At 40.1% G+C, this 15775-nt stretch carries 14 protein-coding genes; 7 read left to right on the top strand and 7 right to left on the bottom strand.

Annotation, left to right across the window (positions count from 1 at the left end; all coding sequences use genetic code 11):
- Positions 1-427: 427 nt before the first annotated feature.
- Positions 428-1372 (top strand): homoserine O-acetyltransferase MetA, encoded by a 945-nt coding sequence (gene metA / locus H8B21_RS09815; RefSeq protein WP_190313571.1) that lies wholly within the window; start codon positions 428-430, stop codon positions 1370-1372.
- A 357-nt stretch (positions 1373-1729) separates the two neighbouring features.
- Here the strand turns inward: metA and H8B21_RS09810 are convergent, their stop codons facing one another.
- The 3 genes from H8B21_RS09810 to H8B21_RS09800 are packed head-to-tail and all read right to left on the bottom strand — an operon-like array spanning position 1730 to position 4911.
- The gene (locus H8B21_RS09810) at positions 1730-3409 is read right to left on the bottom strand and encodes a peptidase associated/transthyretin-like domain-containing protein (protein ID WP_190313570.1); all 1680 of its coding nucleotides are present in this window, start codon (positions 3407-3409) and stop codon (positions 1730-1732) included.
- A 3-nt stretch (positions 3410-3412) separates the two neighbouring features.
- Positions 3413-4375 carry a FecR family protein gene (locus tag H8B21_RS09805; protein ID WP_190313569.1) on the bottom strand — a complete coding sequence of 321 codons (963 nt, stop codon included), beginning with the start codon at positions 4373-4375 and terminating at the stop codon, positions 3413-3415.
- Complete coding sequence (locus H8B21_RS09800) at positions 4372-4911, bottom strand: RNA polymerase sigma-70 factor (protein WP_190313567.1); 540 nt, start codon at positions 4909-4911, stop codon at positions 4372-4374. The genes H8B21_RS09805 and H8B21_RS09800 overlap by 4 nt, the downstream gene beginning before the upstream one ends.
- 355 nt (positions 4912-5266) lie before the next feature.
- Here H8B21_RS09800 and H8B21_RS09795 point away from each other — a divergent pair, with 355 nt between their 5' ends.
- The 6 genes from H8B21_RS09795 (at position 5267) to H8B21_RS09770 (ending at position 10969) form a co-directional block, all read left to right on the top strand.
- Positions 5267-5404: a hypothetical protein gene (locus tag H8B21_RS09795; protein ID WP_190313566.1), complete on the top strand. Its 138-nt coding sequence runs from the start codon at positions 5267-5269 to the stop codon at positions 5402-5404.
- An 87-nt stretch (positions 5405-5491) separates the two neighbouring features.
- Entirely contained in the window at positions 5492-6487 is a 996-nt protein-coding gene (locus tag H8B21_RS09790; RefSeq protein WP_190313565.1) for a lysophospholipid acyltransferase family protein, read from the top strand.
- Between the two features lie 79 nt (positions 6488-6566).
- Entirely contained in the window at positions 6567-7622 is a 1056-nt protein-coding gene (locus tag H8B21_RS09785) for a histidine kinase (RefSeq protein WP_190313564.1), read from the top strand.
- A complete protein-coding gene (locus H8B21_RS09780; RefSeq protein ID WP_190313563.1) occupies positions 7609-8337 on the top strand; it encodes a LytR/AlgR family response regulator transcription factor in 729 nt (242 codons plus the stop codon). The genes H8B21_RS09785 and H8B21_RS09780 overlap by 14 nt, the downstream gene beginning before the upstream one ends.
- Before the next feature lie 413 nt (positions 8338-8750).
- Positions 8751-9053 carry a DUF485 domain-containing protein gene (locus tag H8B21_RS09775; protein WP_190313561.1) on the top strand — a complete coding sequence of 101 codons (303 nt, stop codon included), beginning with the start codon at positions 8751-8753 and terminating at the stop codon, positions 9051-9053.
- Positions 9050-10969, top strand: coding sequence for a solute symporter family protein (locus H8B21_RS09770; protein WP_190313560.1), 1920 nt, complete (start codon positions 9050-9052; stop codon positions 10967-10969). Before H8B21_RS09775 ends, H8B21_RS09770 begins: the two co-directional genes overlap by 4 nt.
- Before the next feature lie 68 nt (positions 10970-11037).
- Here H8B21_RS09770 and H8B21_RS09765 read toward each other — a convergent pair whose 3' ends face one another.
- From H8B21_RS09765 to fabV, 4 genes are all read right to left on the bottom strand, one after another.
- Positions 11038-11376, bottom strand: coding sequence for a DUF2853 family protein (locus H8B21_RS09765; protein WP_190313558.1), 339 nt, complete (start codon positions 11374-11376; stop codon positions 11038-11040).
- Between the two features lie 95 nt (positions 11377-11471).
- Positions 11472-13502, bottom strand: coding sequence for a M3 family metallopeptidase (locus tag H8B21_RS09760; RefSeq protein ID WP_190313557.1), 2031 nt, complete (start codon positions 13500-13502; stop codon positions 11472-11474).
- A 68-nt stretch (positions 13503-13570) separates the two neighbouring features.
- On the bottom strand, positions 13571-14290 hold the full coding sequence (locus tag H8B21_RS09755) for a TetR/AcrR family transcriptional regulator (protein ID WP_190313556.1): 720 nt from the start codon (positions 14288-14290) through the stop codon (positions 13571-13573).
- Positions 14291-14558: 268 nt separating this feature from the next.
- A complete protein-coding gene (gene fabV / locus H8B21_RS09750; RefSeq protein WP_190313555.1) occupies positions 14559-15758 on the bottom strand; it encodes an enoyl-ACP reductase FabV in 1200 nt (399 codons plus the stop codon).
- Between the last annotated feature and the right edge of the window lie 17 nt (positions 15759-15775).

Here is a 15775-nt window from a genome sequence, read left to right as displayed (position 1 = left end):
AGTTTTTAATATTGTTAATTTTGTCTTTATATTTTTTGTCTTTATTCCTTCATCCTTTTCGTTAACTCAAAAGTAGTCTGCTATTGATTGGTACAAAATGCTAATTAGACCAGTATTTGATATTTCTCGGTAAAACCGGTATAATGTTCGGTGAATTTTTTACCGATTATCGTTATGGTTTTATTGTTCATATCTTCTGGTCTATACTATCCAATCGCATTGCCAAAAATTAAAATGTTTCATTATGAGCTGTTTGTGATTTTCTTTGTTTTTCGGATTGTTCGAATATGAACAAAAGGTGTGCATATGCGGACGCATAATCTTGTAAAGGATTTGAGGGGCGTTTACAATTGGATGTTTTTTCTTCCAATTATTTCTTTATATTTTTGCAGTCAGTTTTTAGATCAACTTAAGCGAGGGAAATAGTATGCCAGTCAAGATACCAGATAATCTTCCAGCTATTCAACTTTTGGAGAAAGAGAATATATTTGTGATGAGCGATTTACAGGCGGCCGCACAGGACATTCGCCCGTTACGTGTGCTTATTCTTAATCTGATGCCCCTTAAGATAACGACGGAGACTGATTTCATAAGGCTGTTGTCCAACAATCCTCTACAAGTCGAAATAGAATTTGTACGATTGGACACCCATACTTCAAAAAACACACCTGAAGAGCATTTGGAAATGTTTTACAAGGGATTTAGTGAAGTGCGCGATGATTTCTATGATGGTATGATCATCACCGGAGCACCGGTGGAGATGATGGATTTTGAGGCTGTATCCTACTGGGAGGAGATTAAGGGCATATTTGATTGGGCAAGAACCCATGTTACCTCTACATTGTATATCTGTTGGGCCTCTCAAGCAGCGCTCTATCATTTCTATGGGGTCCAGAAATCACCTTTGGAAGAAAAATTGTTCGGTGTGTTTAAGCATACAGTTACCGAGAAACGACATCCATTGTTCAGAGGCTTTGATGATGAGTTTTTTATTCCACACAGCCGTCACACTACGATTTTAAAAACATCAGTAGCAGATAAAAAATCGATTTCTGTTTTGTCTGAATCAAAGGATGCGGGGCTTGCTATTCTCTCTTCCAGAGGAGGACGTGAATTCTATTTCACCGGTCATTCCGAATATGCACCCCTCACATTGGATGATGAATATAAAAGAGACTTAGAAAAGGGGCTAAACATTGATATGCCACTAGACTATTATGTGGATAATAATCCCGATAATCCGCCGTTGGTGCGCTGGACCAGCCATGCGAACTTATTGTTCAATAATTGGCTGAATTATTATGTATATCAAGCAACTCCGTTTGATTTAAAAGACGTTCCAAATTTGGGAGAAATAAAACTACAGGGATAGGAATATATCTCCAAACTTCTGCGGTCAAAAATAAAAGGAAGTAGTCAGGTACGCGGCACGCCCGGTTCCCGCGACCTGACCTTTCATACTTCCTTGATTTGATGTTTCGATATAAGATGTCTTGCCGATCACAATTCAGTTTTTATTTATTTTTGACATCAGAAACATACAGAATAGCTTTCTTTTTCACGGTGATGCTAAATTGTATATTTAAATTTTTACCGCCAAATAAAACTGGAGGAAGTATAATTTCCACGGTATATGGCTGTTTTTTAGGGGTGAAAAATAGGGGTTAGCTAGTTGCTGTAGATATTTTATATATACGACAAGCGTTCGGTAGCTGTTTTCTTCTTGGGACTAAAAGGCAAAAGATACCCCCATAGCGCCGCCGAGGTGAAAGGTTCCGGGTAGCTTGTTGTCGGAGGTTGTTGATTCGGAATAGGCTAGGGAAGGCGCTGTATAGAGGTGCCAATGCTTGGTGATATGCCAATGAGGAATGACGCTAAATGTAGATCGAAATGCATCGTGAAAGTGTAATCGTTTATTAAAATTGTAGCGTTGCACCAATTCTGTAGCCAAACTGAACTTTTGCCTGTCTATCAGAAATGCGCCTAATCCGAATTCTGCTCCATATTGGAGGTCTTTTTGTTCTAAATAACAGCCAATGCCAATTACACTGTACATAACTCGTCCGCCGGAACGAAACCTAAAACTTATCAAACGGCTTTCGTCCATCTGTAGTAAGATTTCTTTTCGTCCATATTTAATTAAGTTTAAGACGGCAATTGGATAATCACTGCTATCTGCAATGTTCAAAAGAGCAGCTAGTTGTATACCTGTCACTTTTTTTGCAACGTTTATCCCTCCGGCAACTTGGCTACCTGCTTTTTCGTGTGAAATATTCATCGCACCTGCTAATTGTAATCCTGCCGATTCATTGGTGATATTCATACCGCCCGTTACCTGGGCTCCTTTTTTTAAGGTATCGGAGGTATTCCATACACCGGCCATTTGTAATCCTTTCAGGTTATGAAGCAATACATTTCCTGCTCCAGCCATTTGAACTCCCTTCATGTCACCCCCTACTATATTTAAGACGCCTGAAAATTGTGCACCTCGCATGTCGTATTGGTTGACATTGAATCCTCCCGCCAGTTCGGTGCCGTTTACGCCTGCCGTCGAACCTCCAATAATATTCAACGAAAACTTATTGACCACTTGAGCATTGAAAAGACCATGTGTACTTAGGCTAGGAGTTAGTGACACTTGAAATGGACTGTATGCGAAAAAGCCGTTCAGGTTCGTGCTTTGAATATGTTGAGAAGTTGTAGTGAAGAATTTTCCGAAAAAATTGTTGAAAACATTCTTGCTGTCTTGTGCTGCTCGATAATATCCCGTTTTCTTATCCCGGAGGACTATTGCTTCCACGGGCAGCAAAAACATAACGGAGGTGTCCCTATAATTTGTCTTATTCAATGAAATAGCTATCAGGTGGTCTGGCTTTTTGATATCTAACGTAAAATATCCGTTCTTATCGGATAGCGTAGAGGTATTCAGCGTCAGCTTATCATAGACACTGGCGTCTGCTATAGCCCGGTTCGTCCGCAAATCGCGTACATATCCAGAAACTACCGCTCGGTTTTTCTCGTTAGTGTTGACGTCCGCATTTATTGCCATACGTTGCGGGGCGTAACTGATAATAATATGCGAAGCGGTTTCCTTAAAAGCAAAATCTGTTCCGAACAGATATTCCAAATAATCAATACATAAGCCTTTGAAAGATTGTTTGGATAGGATGCTATCCATGGTTAATAGACGGCTATCGTACGAAAATTCCAAATGTTGTTTTTCTTTTAATACACCGAAAATTTGTCGAAGACTCGCTTGTTCAAAATGTGGCATATTGATCGTTTCGCTCAATCGGCTTTGCGCAGAAAGTTGTACAACGAAAAAACATAGGAAGGCCGCAAACAGCTTTGCCTTTTTGATAATATAAATGATAATTTTGATATGTTGGATGATATTATATTTCGACATAAACTAGTTGATATGATATTTGTTTTTCTTTTTTTCAATGTTTAGATTGAATGTTTTTGTGATAACCAGGAGCATTTCAGAAAGTGTCTGCTGTTCAAAGGTTACAGTAAGCGGTAATTGTGCTGTTTTAGGGTTATCAATAACAAATTCCACATCGTAGGCTTTACTCAATGTAGCAAAAACGCGAGCGAGTGATGTGTTTTCAAAAACGAACTGTTGATGAATATAATAACGATACAGATGATCCGGAACCGTATCTACTTTTAGAGCCAGCCGGCTCGTGTCGGAGACGATCACAGACTGTTCTGGTTTCAAAACAATTTCTTGATCGGCATGGTTGACTTTAACGGAGCCGCTGGCCACGATAACTTCCGTTTCAAATTGTTCCCGACGTACATGAAAACTAGTGCCTAAAACAGTTATACGTGTGTTACCACTTTTGATCACAAACGGTCGTTTCGCGTCTTTCTGAACATCAAAAAATGCTTCACCGCGTCGGATATAAACCTGCCTATTTTTATCTCGCCAACCCTGATGATAATATAAGTCGGTATTCTTGTTTAAATGGACCGAACTGCCGTCAGGTAAAGAGTGGTGCTGGAATTGATTCGCCGTTTCGAGGTGTAGGTCGTCCGACAATAGAGGGCGTATTAGCCAAAAAGAAACGATACCCAATATGGCGATGGAAGCGGCCCCCCACCACAGCTTCTTTTTTAAGTTTATGTTGCGGACGGATGCTTGGCGACCTGCTACCCGTTCATTCCGTAAATGAATAAAATTATCCCATGCACGGTTTACATCTATATCGGGCACTTCTTTCTTTAATTCGGTCATTTCCCACATTTCCTTTATATCCAAATACTCTTTTTCATGTAGCAAATCTTCCTTGCGCCACTGTTCTATGTGCATGCGTTCTTCGGGATTTGCGTTGCCGTTGATATATCTTATAATTGAATCCTTTTTCATAGCCTGTCTATACATAATAAAACCAAAACATTTAGATAGTCCACCAGATGTAGACGCAAGTGTTTTAACGCTTTTGTCATGTGACCTTCGACCGTTTTCAAAGGTATGTTGAGCATGTCGGAAATCTCCTGATAGCGTAATTCCTGAAAACGGCTCATTTCGAACACCGTTCTACTTTTTTCAGGCAATCGAGCTAGGGCAATATGCAATTGCTTTTTTAATTCTACATCGCTCACATGCATTTCCTGTTGCGTATCTGCGTGTGTAGCCTGATCGGCTTCATATTGTTGTTGCAATTTGTTTCGCTTGATTATATTTACGCTATGATTATGCACAGCTCTATACAAGTATGCTTTCAATGAGGTTTGTATCGTTTGTTCCCAATCTCGTTCCCACAAACGCAAGAAAACTTGTTGCACAACTTCTTCGGCGATATCAGTATCTTCAAGCATTCGGTATGCATAACGGTGTAATTCCTTAAAGTACTTCCGGAAAACCGTTTCGAAACTTTTCTCTTTTTCTTTGTTTTGTAACATTCCTCGATTACGAATACCTAATATTATGGGTTTCAATATCCCCTTTTATACAATAGACAAACAAAAGGCGTTTTACCCTTAAAATTTTTGTTTTAATTTCTTTTGACAAACTTATGTCTGTGGCAAATATTGTTGAATCGGTGACTAAATGTTCTTTTTTAGGTATGTATTATTTTATAGTGTTCTTTTATAGGCTTGTCACTAAGATAATGAATATTGTCCCTTTATATCTTTATCTTCAAAAGATTTACTTAATTTTTTGGTGTATTTCATGGAACCCCGATCCGGACGGGACTATGGGCATGGGAACTGACCACACCATGAAAGCTTAGTATTAACACTTAATTTGAAAGACATGAAGATTTTAAAAGTATGGTTACGTAAAGCGATCACAGGTCGTCGGGCACAGGTGGCTTTGCCAACAATGGTAGCATTTTGGGATGTTGAAGCTGCTTCTAAGAAAGAACCAAAATGTTTTTTTAGAACGATCTAAATTAAATTAGTTATAGAAAGCCTGACTTGGCACATCGGAGATCAGGCTTTCGTTTTACTTCTAATTTCAGATTCAACAGTAATATGTATGATAATGGATTTTTTGGAAAGAAGCACGACGAGCGAGAATGACGTGGCAACATCTTGGCTTTATGCTTTATTTGCCGCTAACCTGTATAGATTTTGTCCACAGATAGATACCGTTAATTATCCCGATATTTATCGCCGTTTAGTAACGTCCAGGTATCGCGCTTCAGACGATCAGTTGTCGGAAGTACTGCCAGTCAAACAAGAAGTTTTAGTGGGTTTGACCTCATATATTGAACAAATCAAGGGTCGACCTGGTATTGTAGCCACATTTCACACGGGCTCATATCGCCTACTTAACCGTGTTATGTGTATGCAAGGACTACAGGTGGCCGTTGTTATGTCCAGCGAGATTATAGCCGAGCAAGGAGACTACCTGTTTGCGCAACATGCGAAAATGGAAAATGCTGGAGCGTTACAGTTAATCGATGCCGATGCCAGCAATTGTCTCATCAAATTGTTGGGAGCCTTACGGAATGGTTATCATGTTTTGGTATATATGGATGGAAATCACGGGTCAATACCAGCAAAAGATGGTGCAGATAGCGAGGAGGTGCCGTTTTTCAATTGTAATCTTCTTGTACGTAAAGGCTTAGCTGTACTATCACATAAACGGAATATTCCCATCTATCCAATTCTTTCTTCTTTGGACGATCAGGAAAATACACTTTACAAAAGCTACCCCACTATTTCCCCAAATAGTGAAGAACCATTGGAATACTACATCTCGCGTGTGTTTCGGACGTTATATACACATCTACAGGAAGTTATTTCCTCCAAACCAGAGATGTGGGAAGGATGGCTATATGTGCATACTATGCCTGGAAAGCGGGAACGAAGCAACAAAACAAGACGATATCAGTCATACTGGCCTTGTCGTGTGGGAACTCGGTATTATATGATGATCAGTCCTCGATACACCTGTCAGGAAATCGGAAAATTATCTTTTTTGTGTATGCGTAAGTGGAAACGTTTGACAAGGCAGATGAAGAGTTAAATATTTTTTGTAATTTTAGCGGAAGAAAGTTTGTGTTGACATCCTAAACTTATGTGAAGCACTACCTTATTCAACCGCGATGAAGAAAATAGCTGAACTTAAAGTTCCTGTTCACATTCTCATCCATCTATTAGGGTGGGTGGCTTACTATTGGTTAACTGTTTCGCGTAATCAAAACGAATTTGAGGGCAATATATACCTAGCGGTGGGGAGTTTCCTTTTGCTCTACATTCCGCTTTTCTATATTGTTTGGTTTATTATTGGGTACAGCGCGACCCGACGTGCCTGGAAATACTGCATTTTTATGCTGCTTCTACTTTATCCGGCATTGGTGAGCATAGCTTATTTGATGATTTATAAGTTGTTTCCGTTATATGGAATCGTATTCTATAACAATGAATACAGACTGATGTGGAGTGATCTTTTCTCCACATGGATCGTCGAATATTGTAAACTGTTGTCACATGTGTTTCTGTTGAAGCTGATTATATGGGGTATTCATGCAATCACTGTTCTTAAGCAGCAGAAAAATGAGAACAGCGAGCTAAAAGAGCAGCAATTGCGATTTGTATTGGATGGTCATTTTCAATACAATGTGCTTTCAGCGATAGCAAATCAACTAGCGTTGAAAGGAAATTGGGAGTTTGCAAGATCATTGGGCAGGTTAGGGAGCGTCCAACGATACAGTTACGAAAAAACGCAAGCCCGGCTTACGATGATCAGCTTACGGGAGGAGATCAATCAGGTAGAAAGTCTGATCGATGTCATACGTCTCCAACATGGGCGTAATGATGTGGTGGAATACGTGAAAAAAGGAACGCTAGAAGGACATAAGGTACCACCTGTTTTACTGTTGAGTTTCATGGACAATGTCTTAAAGTATGCGTCCGTTAAGGGGAGTGGTCGTTCCGTTAAAATAAAATTAGAATGTCAAGACGATATGTTTACGTTTGTTGCCATCAACAAATTCGAAGGTAAACGGCAGTTCGGACGTAGTAGCGGTATTGGATTATCCAGTGTCCAAGAACGTTTAGATCTTCTGGCACAACAGCGATACAGCTTGCGCTACGGCAAGCGTTTAGGCTATTTCTTTGTGGAGCTGACCATTAAACAAAGTGAACATGGATCAGCCTAGCGGTAGATTACGTGTATTCCTTTTGGATGACGATCCGGTCATGTTGCGTGTATTATATACTTATTTGCAGACGGATAGCCGTTTGATCGTTGTTGGTACCGAGACAGACAGCGTGCGTGCACTCCAATATATGCGAAACAATCCCGTAGATCTTTTGATTTCGGACGTTGTTATGGAAGGGTTCGATGGCATTTCCTTAGTCAAGTCTATGCAGCCCCGCCCCGCGGTAATTTTGGTCACCGCGTATGCAGAGCGCGCCATGGATGCCTTCAATATAGAGGTCGACGACTGTATTCCCAAACCCGTCGATTATGCCCGCTTGGCAGAGGCTATAAATCGTGTGATATGGAAACCCGCTCGTTCTGAAGCCTCTGGAAGAGGTTTTATGTTTGTGAAGGATGTAAAGGAGGGATTTGATACAAAAATCGTTTTTGCAGAAGTAGGTTTGATAAAAAGCGATAAAAATTATGTCTGTTTTCATCTGTCTGACAAACGGAAGATAAAGGCTCGTACTACCCTTCGGGAATTATTGTCTATATTACCTCGCAATATATTTATCCAAGCACACCGTAGTTATGTTGTTAATATCCATAAGGTAATGAAATTTTCCCGGGCGATGAGACAGTTTTATCTACTAGATTATGACATACCTCTTTCTATCGGTGCTGAATACCTAGATGATTTTGTCAAAGCATACTACCCTTCGGAAATGTAATCATTGAGGCAATATAGAGATTTTTCTCATATATATTATTTATATATTTGCTCTTTGTTTGATTTCTAAAATTCAGATTTATTATGTTCAAAAAGATTTTCTTTTTTATTTGCTCTTCAAGACGGATATAAAAAGGGACCAAGTGGTAAAAGTGTGGATCGCTGAAAAATCTAATATCGCTCTTATAAAGGGTGACACCTGGCAGGAAGATGGTTTTGGATATGAAATTCTTGCTGAACCTAATTATTGATTCAAGAGATACTAAAATAGTGATGGTCGGGGTAAACTGTTTTAAAATTTCAAAAAATATACAAACTTTTCCTGTTTTTGGTTACATTTGTTTATGTGTGTCGGCTGCATAGTATAATTATGCAGCCGATGTTTCAATTTATAAACCGTTCCAAAAAAATATTATGCACGTTAACAACACGTCTACAGAAAAAGAAAGTCTGACCAAGCGAAAATCTGCCTTAGGCATACGCTTATTTTTCATTTACCTTATTTGCTATGCCGGTTTTGTGCTGATTGGCGTATTTCAGTATGAATTATTAGCTTTTCAAGTACTCGGGGGGCTTAATTTGGCCCTAGCATATGGAATTGGCCTTATTGTATTTGCTGTTATTCTCGGAGTAGTGTATAACTACTATTGTACGAAATACGAAGATGAAGCGGATGCTGAACAATCTGATGAAATAGAAGAGGGAGGTACTGTATGATTTACGAAATTTCGTACACTGCACTTATATTCTTTTTTATTTTTGTTGGGCTGGTAGTGGGGCTTTCTTTCTATTTTGGAAGAAAAACGCGCTCGTCCTCTTCTTACTATGCTGCAGGCGGACAAATTCACTGGGGAGTCAACGGAATTGCCTTTGCTGGCGATTATTTATCGGCGGCGTCTTTTCTGGGAATATGTGGGATGATTGCTATATCTGGCTTTGATGGATTTTTGTATGCTATCGGTTTTTTAGCAGGGTGGATAGTTGCACTGTTTCTCATTGCCGAACCTTTTAAACGCCTAGGAAAATATACCTTTACAGATGCCCTGAATGCCAAATTTAATTCGCGTGCAATAACGCTATCAGCGTCTATCAGTACGTTGATCGTATCGGTCTTCTATCTCATTCCCCAGATGGTGGGAGCTGGTGATTTGGTAATGCCTCTTCTAGGTATGCCACATTGGGCAGGTGTGTTGTTGGTAGGAGCAATCGTGATCATCATTGTAGCTAGTGCTGGTATGGCCTCTACGACCTATGTACAATTCTTAAAGGGTGGTTTACTGATTATACTTTCTGTGGTGCTTACATTCTTTATTTTGAAGAACGGATTGACGCTAACACCCGATTTTAAAGGTAGCAGTAGTCACTATACATTTATGGAACTGACGCCACAAGTCGAGAATGATAAGGTGACAGCTGTGTCCGGCTGGAATGTCGTTGCACAGCAGACCGTTGGAGATAAAACATTTGTTAAGCTTACACAAAACGGGGTTGAACGATGGTTTGATTGGACGAAAGACCAAAACGGGTCTTCATTGAAAGAAACGTTAACTGTTACGCAACAGGCCAATGGGCAAGCGTTGTACAACGGAGAGCCTAAGGAAAATCGCCGATTTTATCAGGTAGGACATATGAGCAAGATTGTAGTAAATGGGCAGGAAGTACAACAAACAGGTCCAGTTGGGCCATTCGAATTTCTATCGACACTGCAAGAGAGTGAAATTGTCCGGTTCATGCAAGTAAAATTTGCGGATGGGTCGGATCAGGTTTCACTTTATTATCAGGAGCCTACGACGGGTCAGTCTTTTATGCTTCCCGGTCTCAAGTATAAGATCGGTCGTGATGCGAATCTGTGGAGCAAACTGGATTTCATTTCCTTGATGCTAGCATTGTTTTTAGGAACGGCTGCGCTACCACATATCCTTATTCGTTATTATACCGTTAAAACACCACGTGATGCAAGAAAATCAACTATTCTAGCGATAGCTGCCATTGGAGGTTTTTATATTCTTACCTTATTTATGGGACTTGGGTCGGCGGTGAATGGCGTTTTAGATGTGGAATCAAGTAATATGGCTGCTCCGTTATTGGCGCGCGCATTTGGTGCCGTACTATTTTCAATTATCTCTGCGGTGGCGTTTGCTACGGTATTGGGAACGGTAGCGGGATTGATTGTGGCCTCTTCAGGCGCGATAGCGCATGATTTCATTGATATATATCTAAAACGAAATATGAGTGACCATCGGAAAGTTCAAGTCGGAAAGATTGCTGCTTTTGCAGTAGGGATTTTTGCTATCTTACTAGGTATGGCATTCAAAGGAATAAATGTTTCTTTCTTGGTAGGCTGGGCATTTGCTATCGCTGCATCAGCGAATTTGCCGGCTATCCTGTTTTTACTTTTTTGGAAGAAAACTTCGGAAAAGGGAATAGCGGCATCGATCATTGTGGGCATTATATCGTCTTTGTTGATTATCCTTACTTCGCCCACGATGTGGGATAAATACGGGTTGGATCCAACAAATGCACTGCATCAACTGGAAAATCCAGCACTGATTTCTTTCCCGCTCGCGGTATTGACAGTCTATTTGGTGTCCTTATGGTATCCTAAACGAAACGTCGCGGTTACCCAGGCCTAACATAACATAACATTAAAAAGCTCGATCCTTTAAATAGGATCGAGCTTTTTAATGTTCGTCCACTTTGCTTAGGAATATACACTTTCCTTTTTGAACTTCTTAACGAGCAATGCATAAACGATAACACGATATTTGTTCCTGTTTGATTTTCCAACCTGCTCGATAACTTCTTCCATAGCGGCGTCCAATGCCGGACCATCTGCTAACCCCAACTTCTTCACTAAAAAGTTGGTCTTCACACGATCAAGTTCTGCTTTATCGGAGGCGGCGATGGTTTCAGCGTCTGCATTATAAATAGACGGACCTAATCCTTTAGCTACTGCGGCGATTAACTTTTCATCAAGAGAAAGGTTTAGTTTTTTCGCTTCCGCCACATAAGCGGCGATTTTTTCTTCTAATTTGCTCATAATATATTTTTAAGAAATAATGACTAATAATTAAAATTAAAGACTATTTCCTGTATTAGAAAAGGAAAGCGATTTTTAAACCAGATTTGTAGCGATTATTTGATTAACCCCGCTCGTTTCAATAATGCGTCTACATTGGGTTCCTTGCCACGGAACCGCTTATAAAGCGTCATGGGATGTTCGACACCTCCCTTAGAAAGAATATTTTCCTTGAATTTATCAGCAACTGTTCGATCAAAAATCCCTTTTTCTTGAAAATATGCAAACGCATCAGCATCCAATACTTCTGCCCATTTATAGCTGTAATATCCTGAAGAATATCCGCCATTGAATATATGTGAAAATGATGGACTCATTGCATTTTCCTGAACGTCAGGTAGCAGTTGCGTCGAAGTAAAACATCTATTTTCAAATGACTTTATATTGTTGACGCTTGTTGGGTCTTGTGCGTGCCAACCCATATCTAATAGTCCGAAGCCAAGTTGACGTAGAGTCGCCATCCCTTCCATAAACGACGCCGATGCCTTGATTTTATCAATAAGTTCCATCGGTAAAGTTTCTCCGGTTTGATAATGTTTAGCAAAAATCTCCAGTGCCTCTTTTTCATAACACCAGTTTTCCATGATCTGACTGGGCAATTCCACAAAATCCCAAAAGACAGAAGTTCCTGAAAGGTTAGGGTAGACTGTATCGGCCAACATACCGTGCAGGGCGTGACCGAACTCATGGAAGAGCGTGCTAACCTCATTAAAAGTCAAGAGAGAAGGTTTTGTAGCTGTCGGACGTGTAAAATTGCATACAATCGATATATGGGGGCGTTCATCTTGGCCATCTTTGCGGTATTGTGGTTTAAAAGATGTCATCCAAGCGCCGTTACGTTTACCTTTTCTCGGAAAGAAATCAGCGTAGAATATAGCGATTAAGCGCTTGCTATCATCTGTAACCTCAAACGTACGTACCTCTTCGTGGTATTTATCGATGTGTTGCACTTCGTGAAAATGTAGACCGTAAAGCTTCTGGGCTATGGTAAAAACGCCATCCAGTACATTTTCAAGCTGAAAATAGGGTTTTAACAACTCGTCGTCTAAATCAAATCTTTCTTGCTTCAACTTCTCACTATAGTACGCCGTATCCCATTTTTCAAGTTGTTCTATTCCATGTAGTTCGTTCGCAAAAATACTTAGATCCCGAAACTCTTGTTCCGCAGCGGGCCTTGCTTTATACAACAAATCATTTAAGAACGCTTCCACGCTTGAGGGATGCTGTGCCATACGCTCTTCCAGCACGAAATGGGCATGCGTATCATAACCTAGCAATTGGGCACGTTGGAAACGCAAACGCACAATTTTAAGGATGTTTTCTTCATTATTGTATTCATTATCCTGAAAAGCTTTACGTCCGGCAGCAATGGTAATTTCGCGACGAAGTGAGCGGTTATCTGCATACGTTACGAAGGGAATGTAACTTGGATAGTCTAATGTGAATATCCATCCTGCTTTATCCTGTGCTTTGGCTAGCCCTTGCGCCGCTTCGATAGTGCCTTCGGGTAGACCGGCTAGATCCCCCTCATCCGTAATGTGTAGTTGATATGCATTCGTCTCAGCCAATACATTTTCTCCGAATTTTAGCTTTAATACCGCGAGCTCAGCATCTATTTGACGTAACGTTTCTTTCTTTTCATCATTCAATAAGGCGCCGTTTCTAACAAAATCGCGATAAGATTTTTGTAATAACGTTAGCTGCTCGGCGTTTAACGAAAGTGTGTCTTTTTGATCGTATATTTTTTTTATCCGTTCGAATAACTGTGGATTCAACGTGATGTCGTTAGCAAGCTTGGATAGCTTTGGAGCAACCTCTTGGGCTATTTTATCGAGCTCATCGTTCGTTTCGGCGGAATGTAAGTTAAAAAATATATTAGAGATGCGGTCTAGTTCCATGCCAGAGTAGGCCATTGCTGCTACGGTATTCTCGAAAGTAGGTGTATCCGGGTTGGAGATGATGGCAGCGATTTCTGCTTCTGTCTTTTCGATGGCGGCGTCAAATGCCGGTAGATAATCTTCGTTTTTTATTTGTGAAAACGGTGCCGTATCATGCAACGTATCGAATTTTTGGTTTAATATAGACATACGGCAAAATTACAAAAAAAAGGGGTATCATAGTACCCCTATTCAATTCAACGATGCTTGATTACCTTTTATTTTTTTCCTTTGGAGGTCTTTTTCTTTTTGGCATCTTCAAAGTCTCTAAAGATCAATCTTTCGATTGTTTTTTCGATACGTTCCCGACCTTCGTCCTCGTTAATGTCAATACCGCTGACTGTGCTTCCGTTGTTTTTGGCATGTAATGTTAAATAGTAAATTCCACCAAGAATAACGGCGAGCGTGGCTTGAATGTCTACGTCGGTATCCTCAAATTGGGCAGCGATAACATCAAGGGCACTTTTACCGACTTCTTCCCGATCTTCAGCGATTTTTCGTAATAATTTGTTTTTTACACCCATTTCCCAATGGATAATACGTTGCATGGACTTATCTTTTAGGAACGAATCAAATTGTAGTTGGAATAAGTCGTTGGTATCTTGCGCATTAATGGGTTTTGGATTTTCTGCAAACTCTATTATTTGTGTTTTAAGTTTTCCTGCCCAAAAATCTTTTTCTAGGATATATTCCTCTATCAATCCGTCCAAGTTTCCAAAATATAGATATATGAGTTTGGGGTTTAGGCCGGACTCTTTCGCTATATTGGTAATGGTAAGCCCCGCATACGTGTATTTTTGCAAAACCTTGCCTACTGTTGCTATCAACCTACGTTTTGTTCGCTCTTTGTCCCGTATCGGACCAGCTACAATTTTACGTGGTTTTTTTTCTTGTACAATTTCTGACGCTTCAACAGCTTTATTTTTCTTTCTCGCCATGGTATGTTTTTCTTTTTATCTGTTATTATCTATACTTTGTAAAGTTGACTAATTATATTGGAAATATCAATAGGGTGGAATTGTTTTTTATTTGTTTTTTTCCTTGTCTATTAAGGTGTTATTGCAATTATATAGATGAAATTAAATTGATTAATTCTCAACTTATTTCTTCCATTGGAAAACAGGAGGAAGGAAATAGAAAGAATAAAAAAAGGCAGTAGGATAATAAATTCTACTGCCTTTTTTTATTCTTTCTAATAGAAACTATCTATTCTTTTATACTCGGTACTTTGACTACTTCGTTGGTGTCCTTATCATAATCTACCGTGTCAAAATTGAAGCCGAACAAGTTAAAAAAGTCATTACGATAACCGGCTATGTCGGATATTTGCTCCAGATTTTCTGTGGTAATTTCATCCCATAGTTTCGCCACTTCCGTTTGTACGTCTTTCCGCATTTCCCAATCGTCTACTCGGATACGTCCTTTTTCGTCTAACGGTATTTCGCCATTGGCATAAAGACGATCAGCAAATAACCGCTGCATTTGCTCGATAGTACCTTCGTGTATACCTTTCTCTTTCATGACTTTATAGAGCAAGGAGATGTAGAGTGGAACAACCGGAATTGCAGAACTCGATTGTGTTACCAATGCCTTATTTACAGAAACATAACTAATACCACCTATATCTTTCAGCAAATCGTTGAGAACCGGCACAGTACCTTCCAGATCGTCTTTTGCCCTACCAATTGTACCGTTTCTGTAAATTGGATAAGTAAGCTCTGGTCCAATATAAGAATAGGCAACCGTTTTTACACCCTCTGCCAATACGCCAGCTTCTTTCAGTTGCTCTATCCAAAACTTCCAATCTTCGCCTCCCATAACGGCAATTGTGTTATGGATATCGTCTTCGCTTTCGACTGGTTGGATGGAAATATCGGAGACAACACCAGAGTGGAAATCTACCGTTTTATCAGTAAAAGCTTGTCCGATAGGCTTCAAAACCGACGTATGAACTACACCCGTTTTGGGGTGGGTACGGCGTGGGGAAGCTAATGAATATACGACTAAATCCACCTGTCCGAGGTCTTCTTTGATTAGGTCGATAGTCTGCGTTTTGATTTCATCAGAAAAGGCATCGCCATTGATGCTTTTTGCATAAAGTCCAGCAGCATGTGCTTCGTTTTCAAAGGCAGCTGTATTATACCAGCCGGCGGTACCCGGTTTACCTGGGGCGGCGGGTTTTTCAAAAAAAACACCAATCGTGGCAGCGTCTGAACCAAAGGCAGCAGTAATACGGGAAGCCAAACCAAAACCGGTGGAAGCACCGATTACCAAAACTTTTTTAGGGCCGTTTTCTATTTTGCCCTTGGATTTTACATGGTCTATCTGTTGCTTAACATGTTGGGCAGTTCCTTCCGGGTGTGAAGTTAAGCAGATAAAACCTCTTACACGTGGTTGTATAATCATATCGTTTTTCTATTCTA

This window comes from Sphingobacterium chuzhouense (genome assembly GCF_014692525.1).
Classification (GTDB): Bacteria; Bacteroidota; Bacteroidia; order Sphingobacteriales; family Sphingobacteriaceae; genus Sphingobacterium; species Sphingobacterium chuzhouense.
Note: the sequence above shows the minus strand (reverse complement) of the source record. Positions and strands in the feature narration are given on the sequence as shown.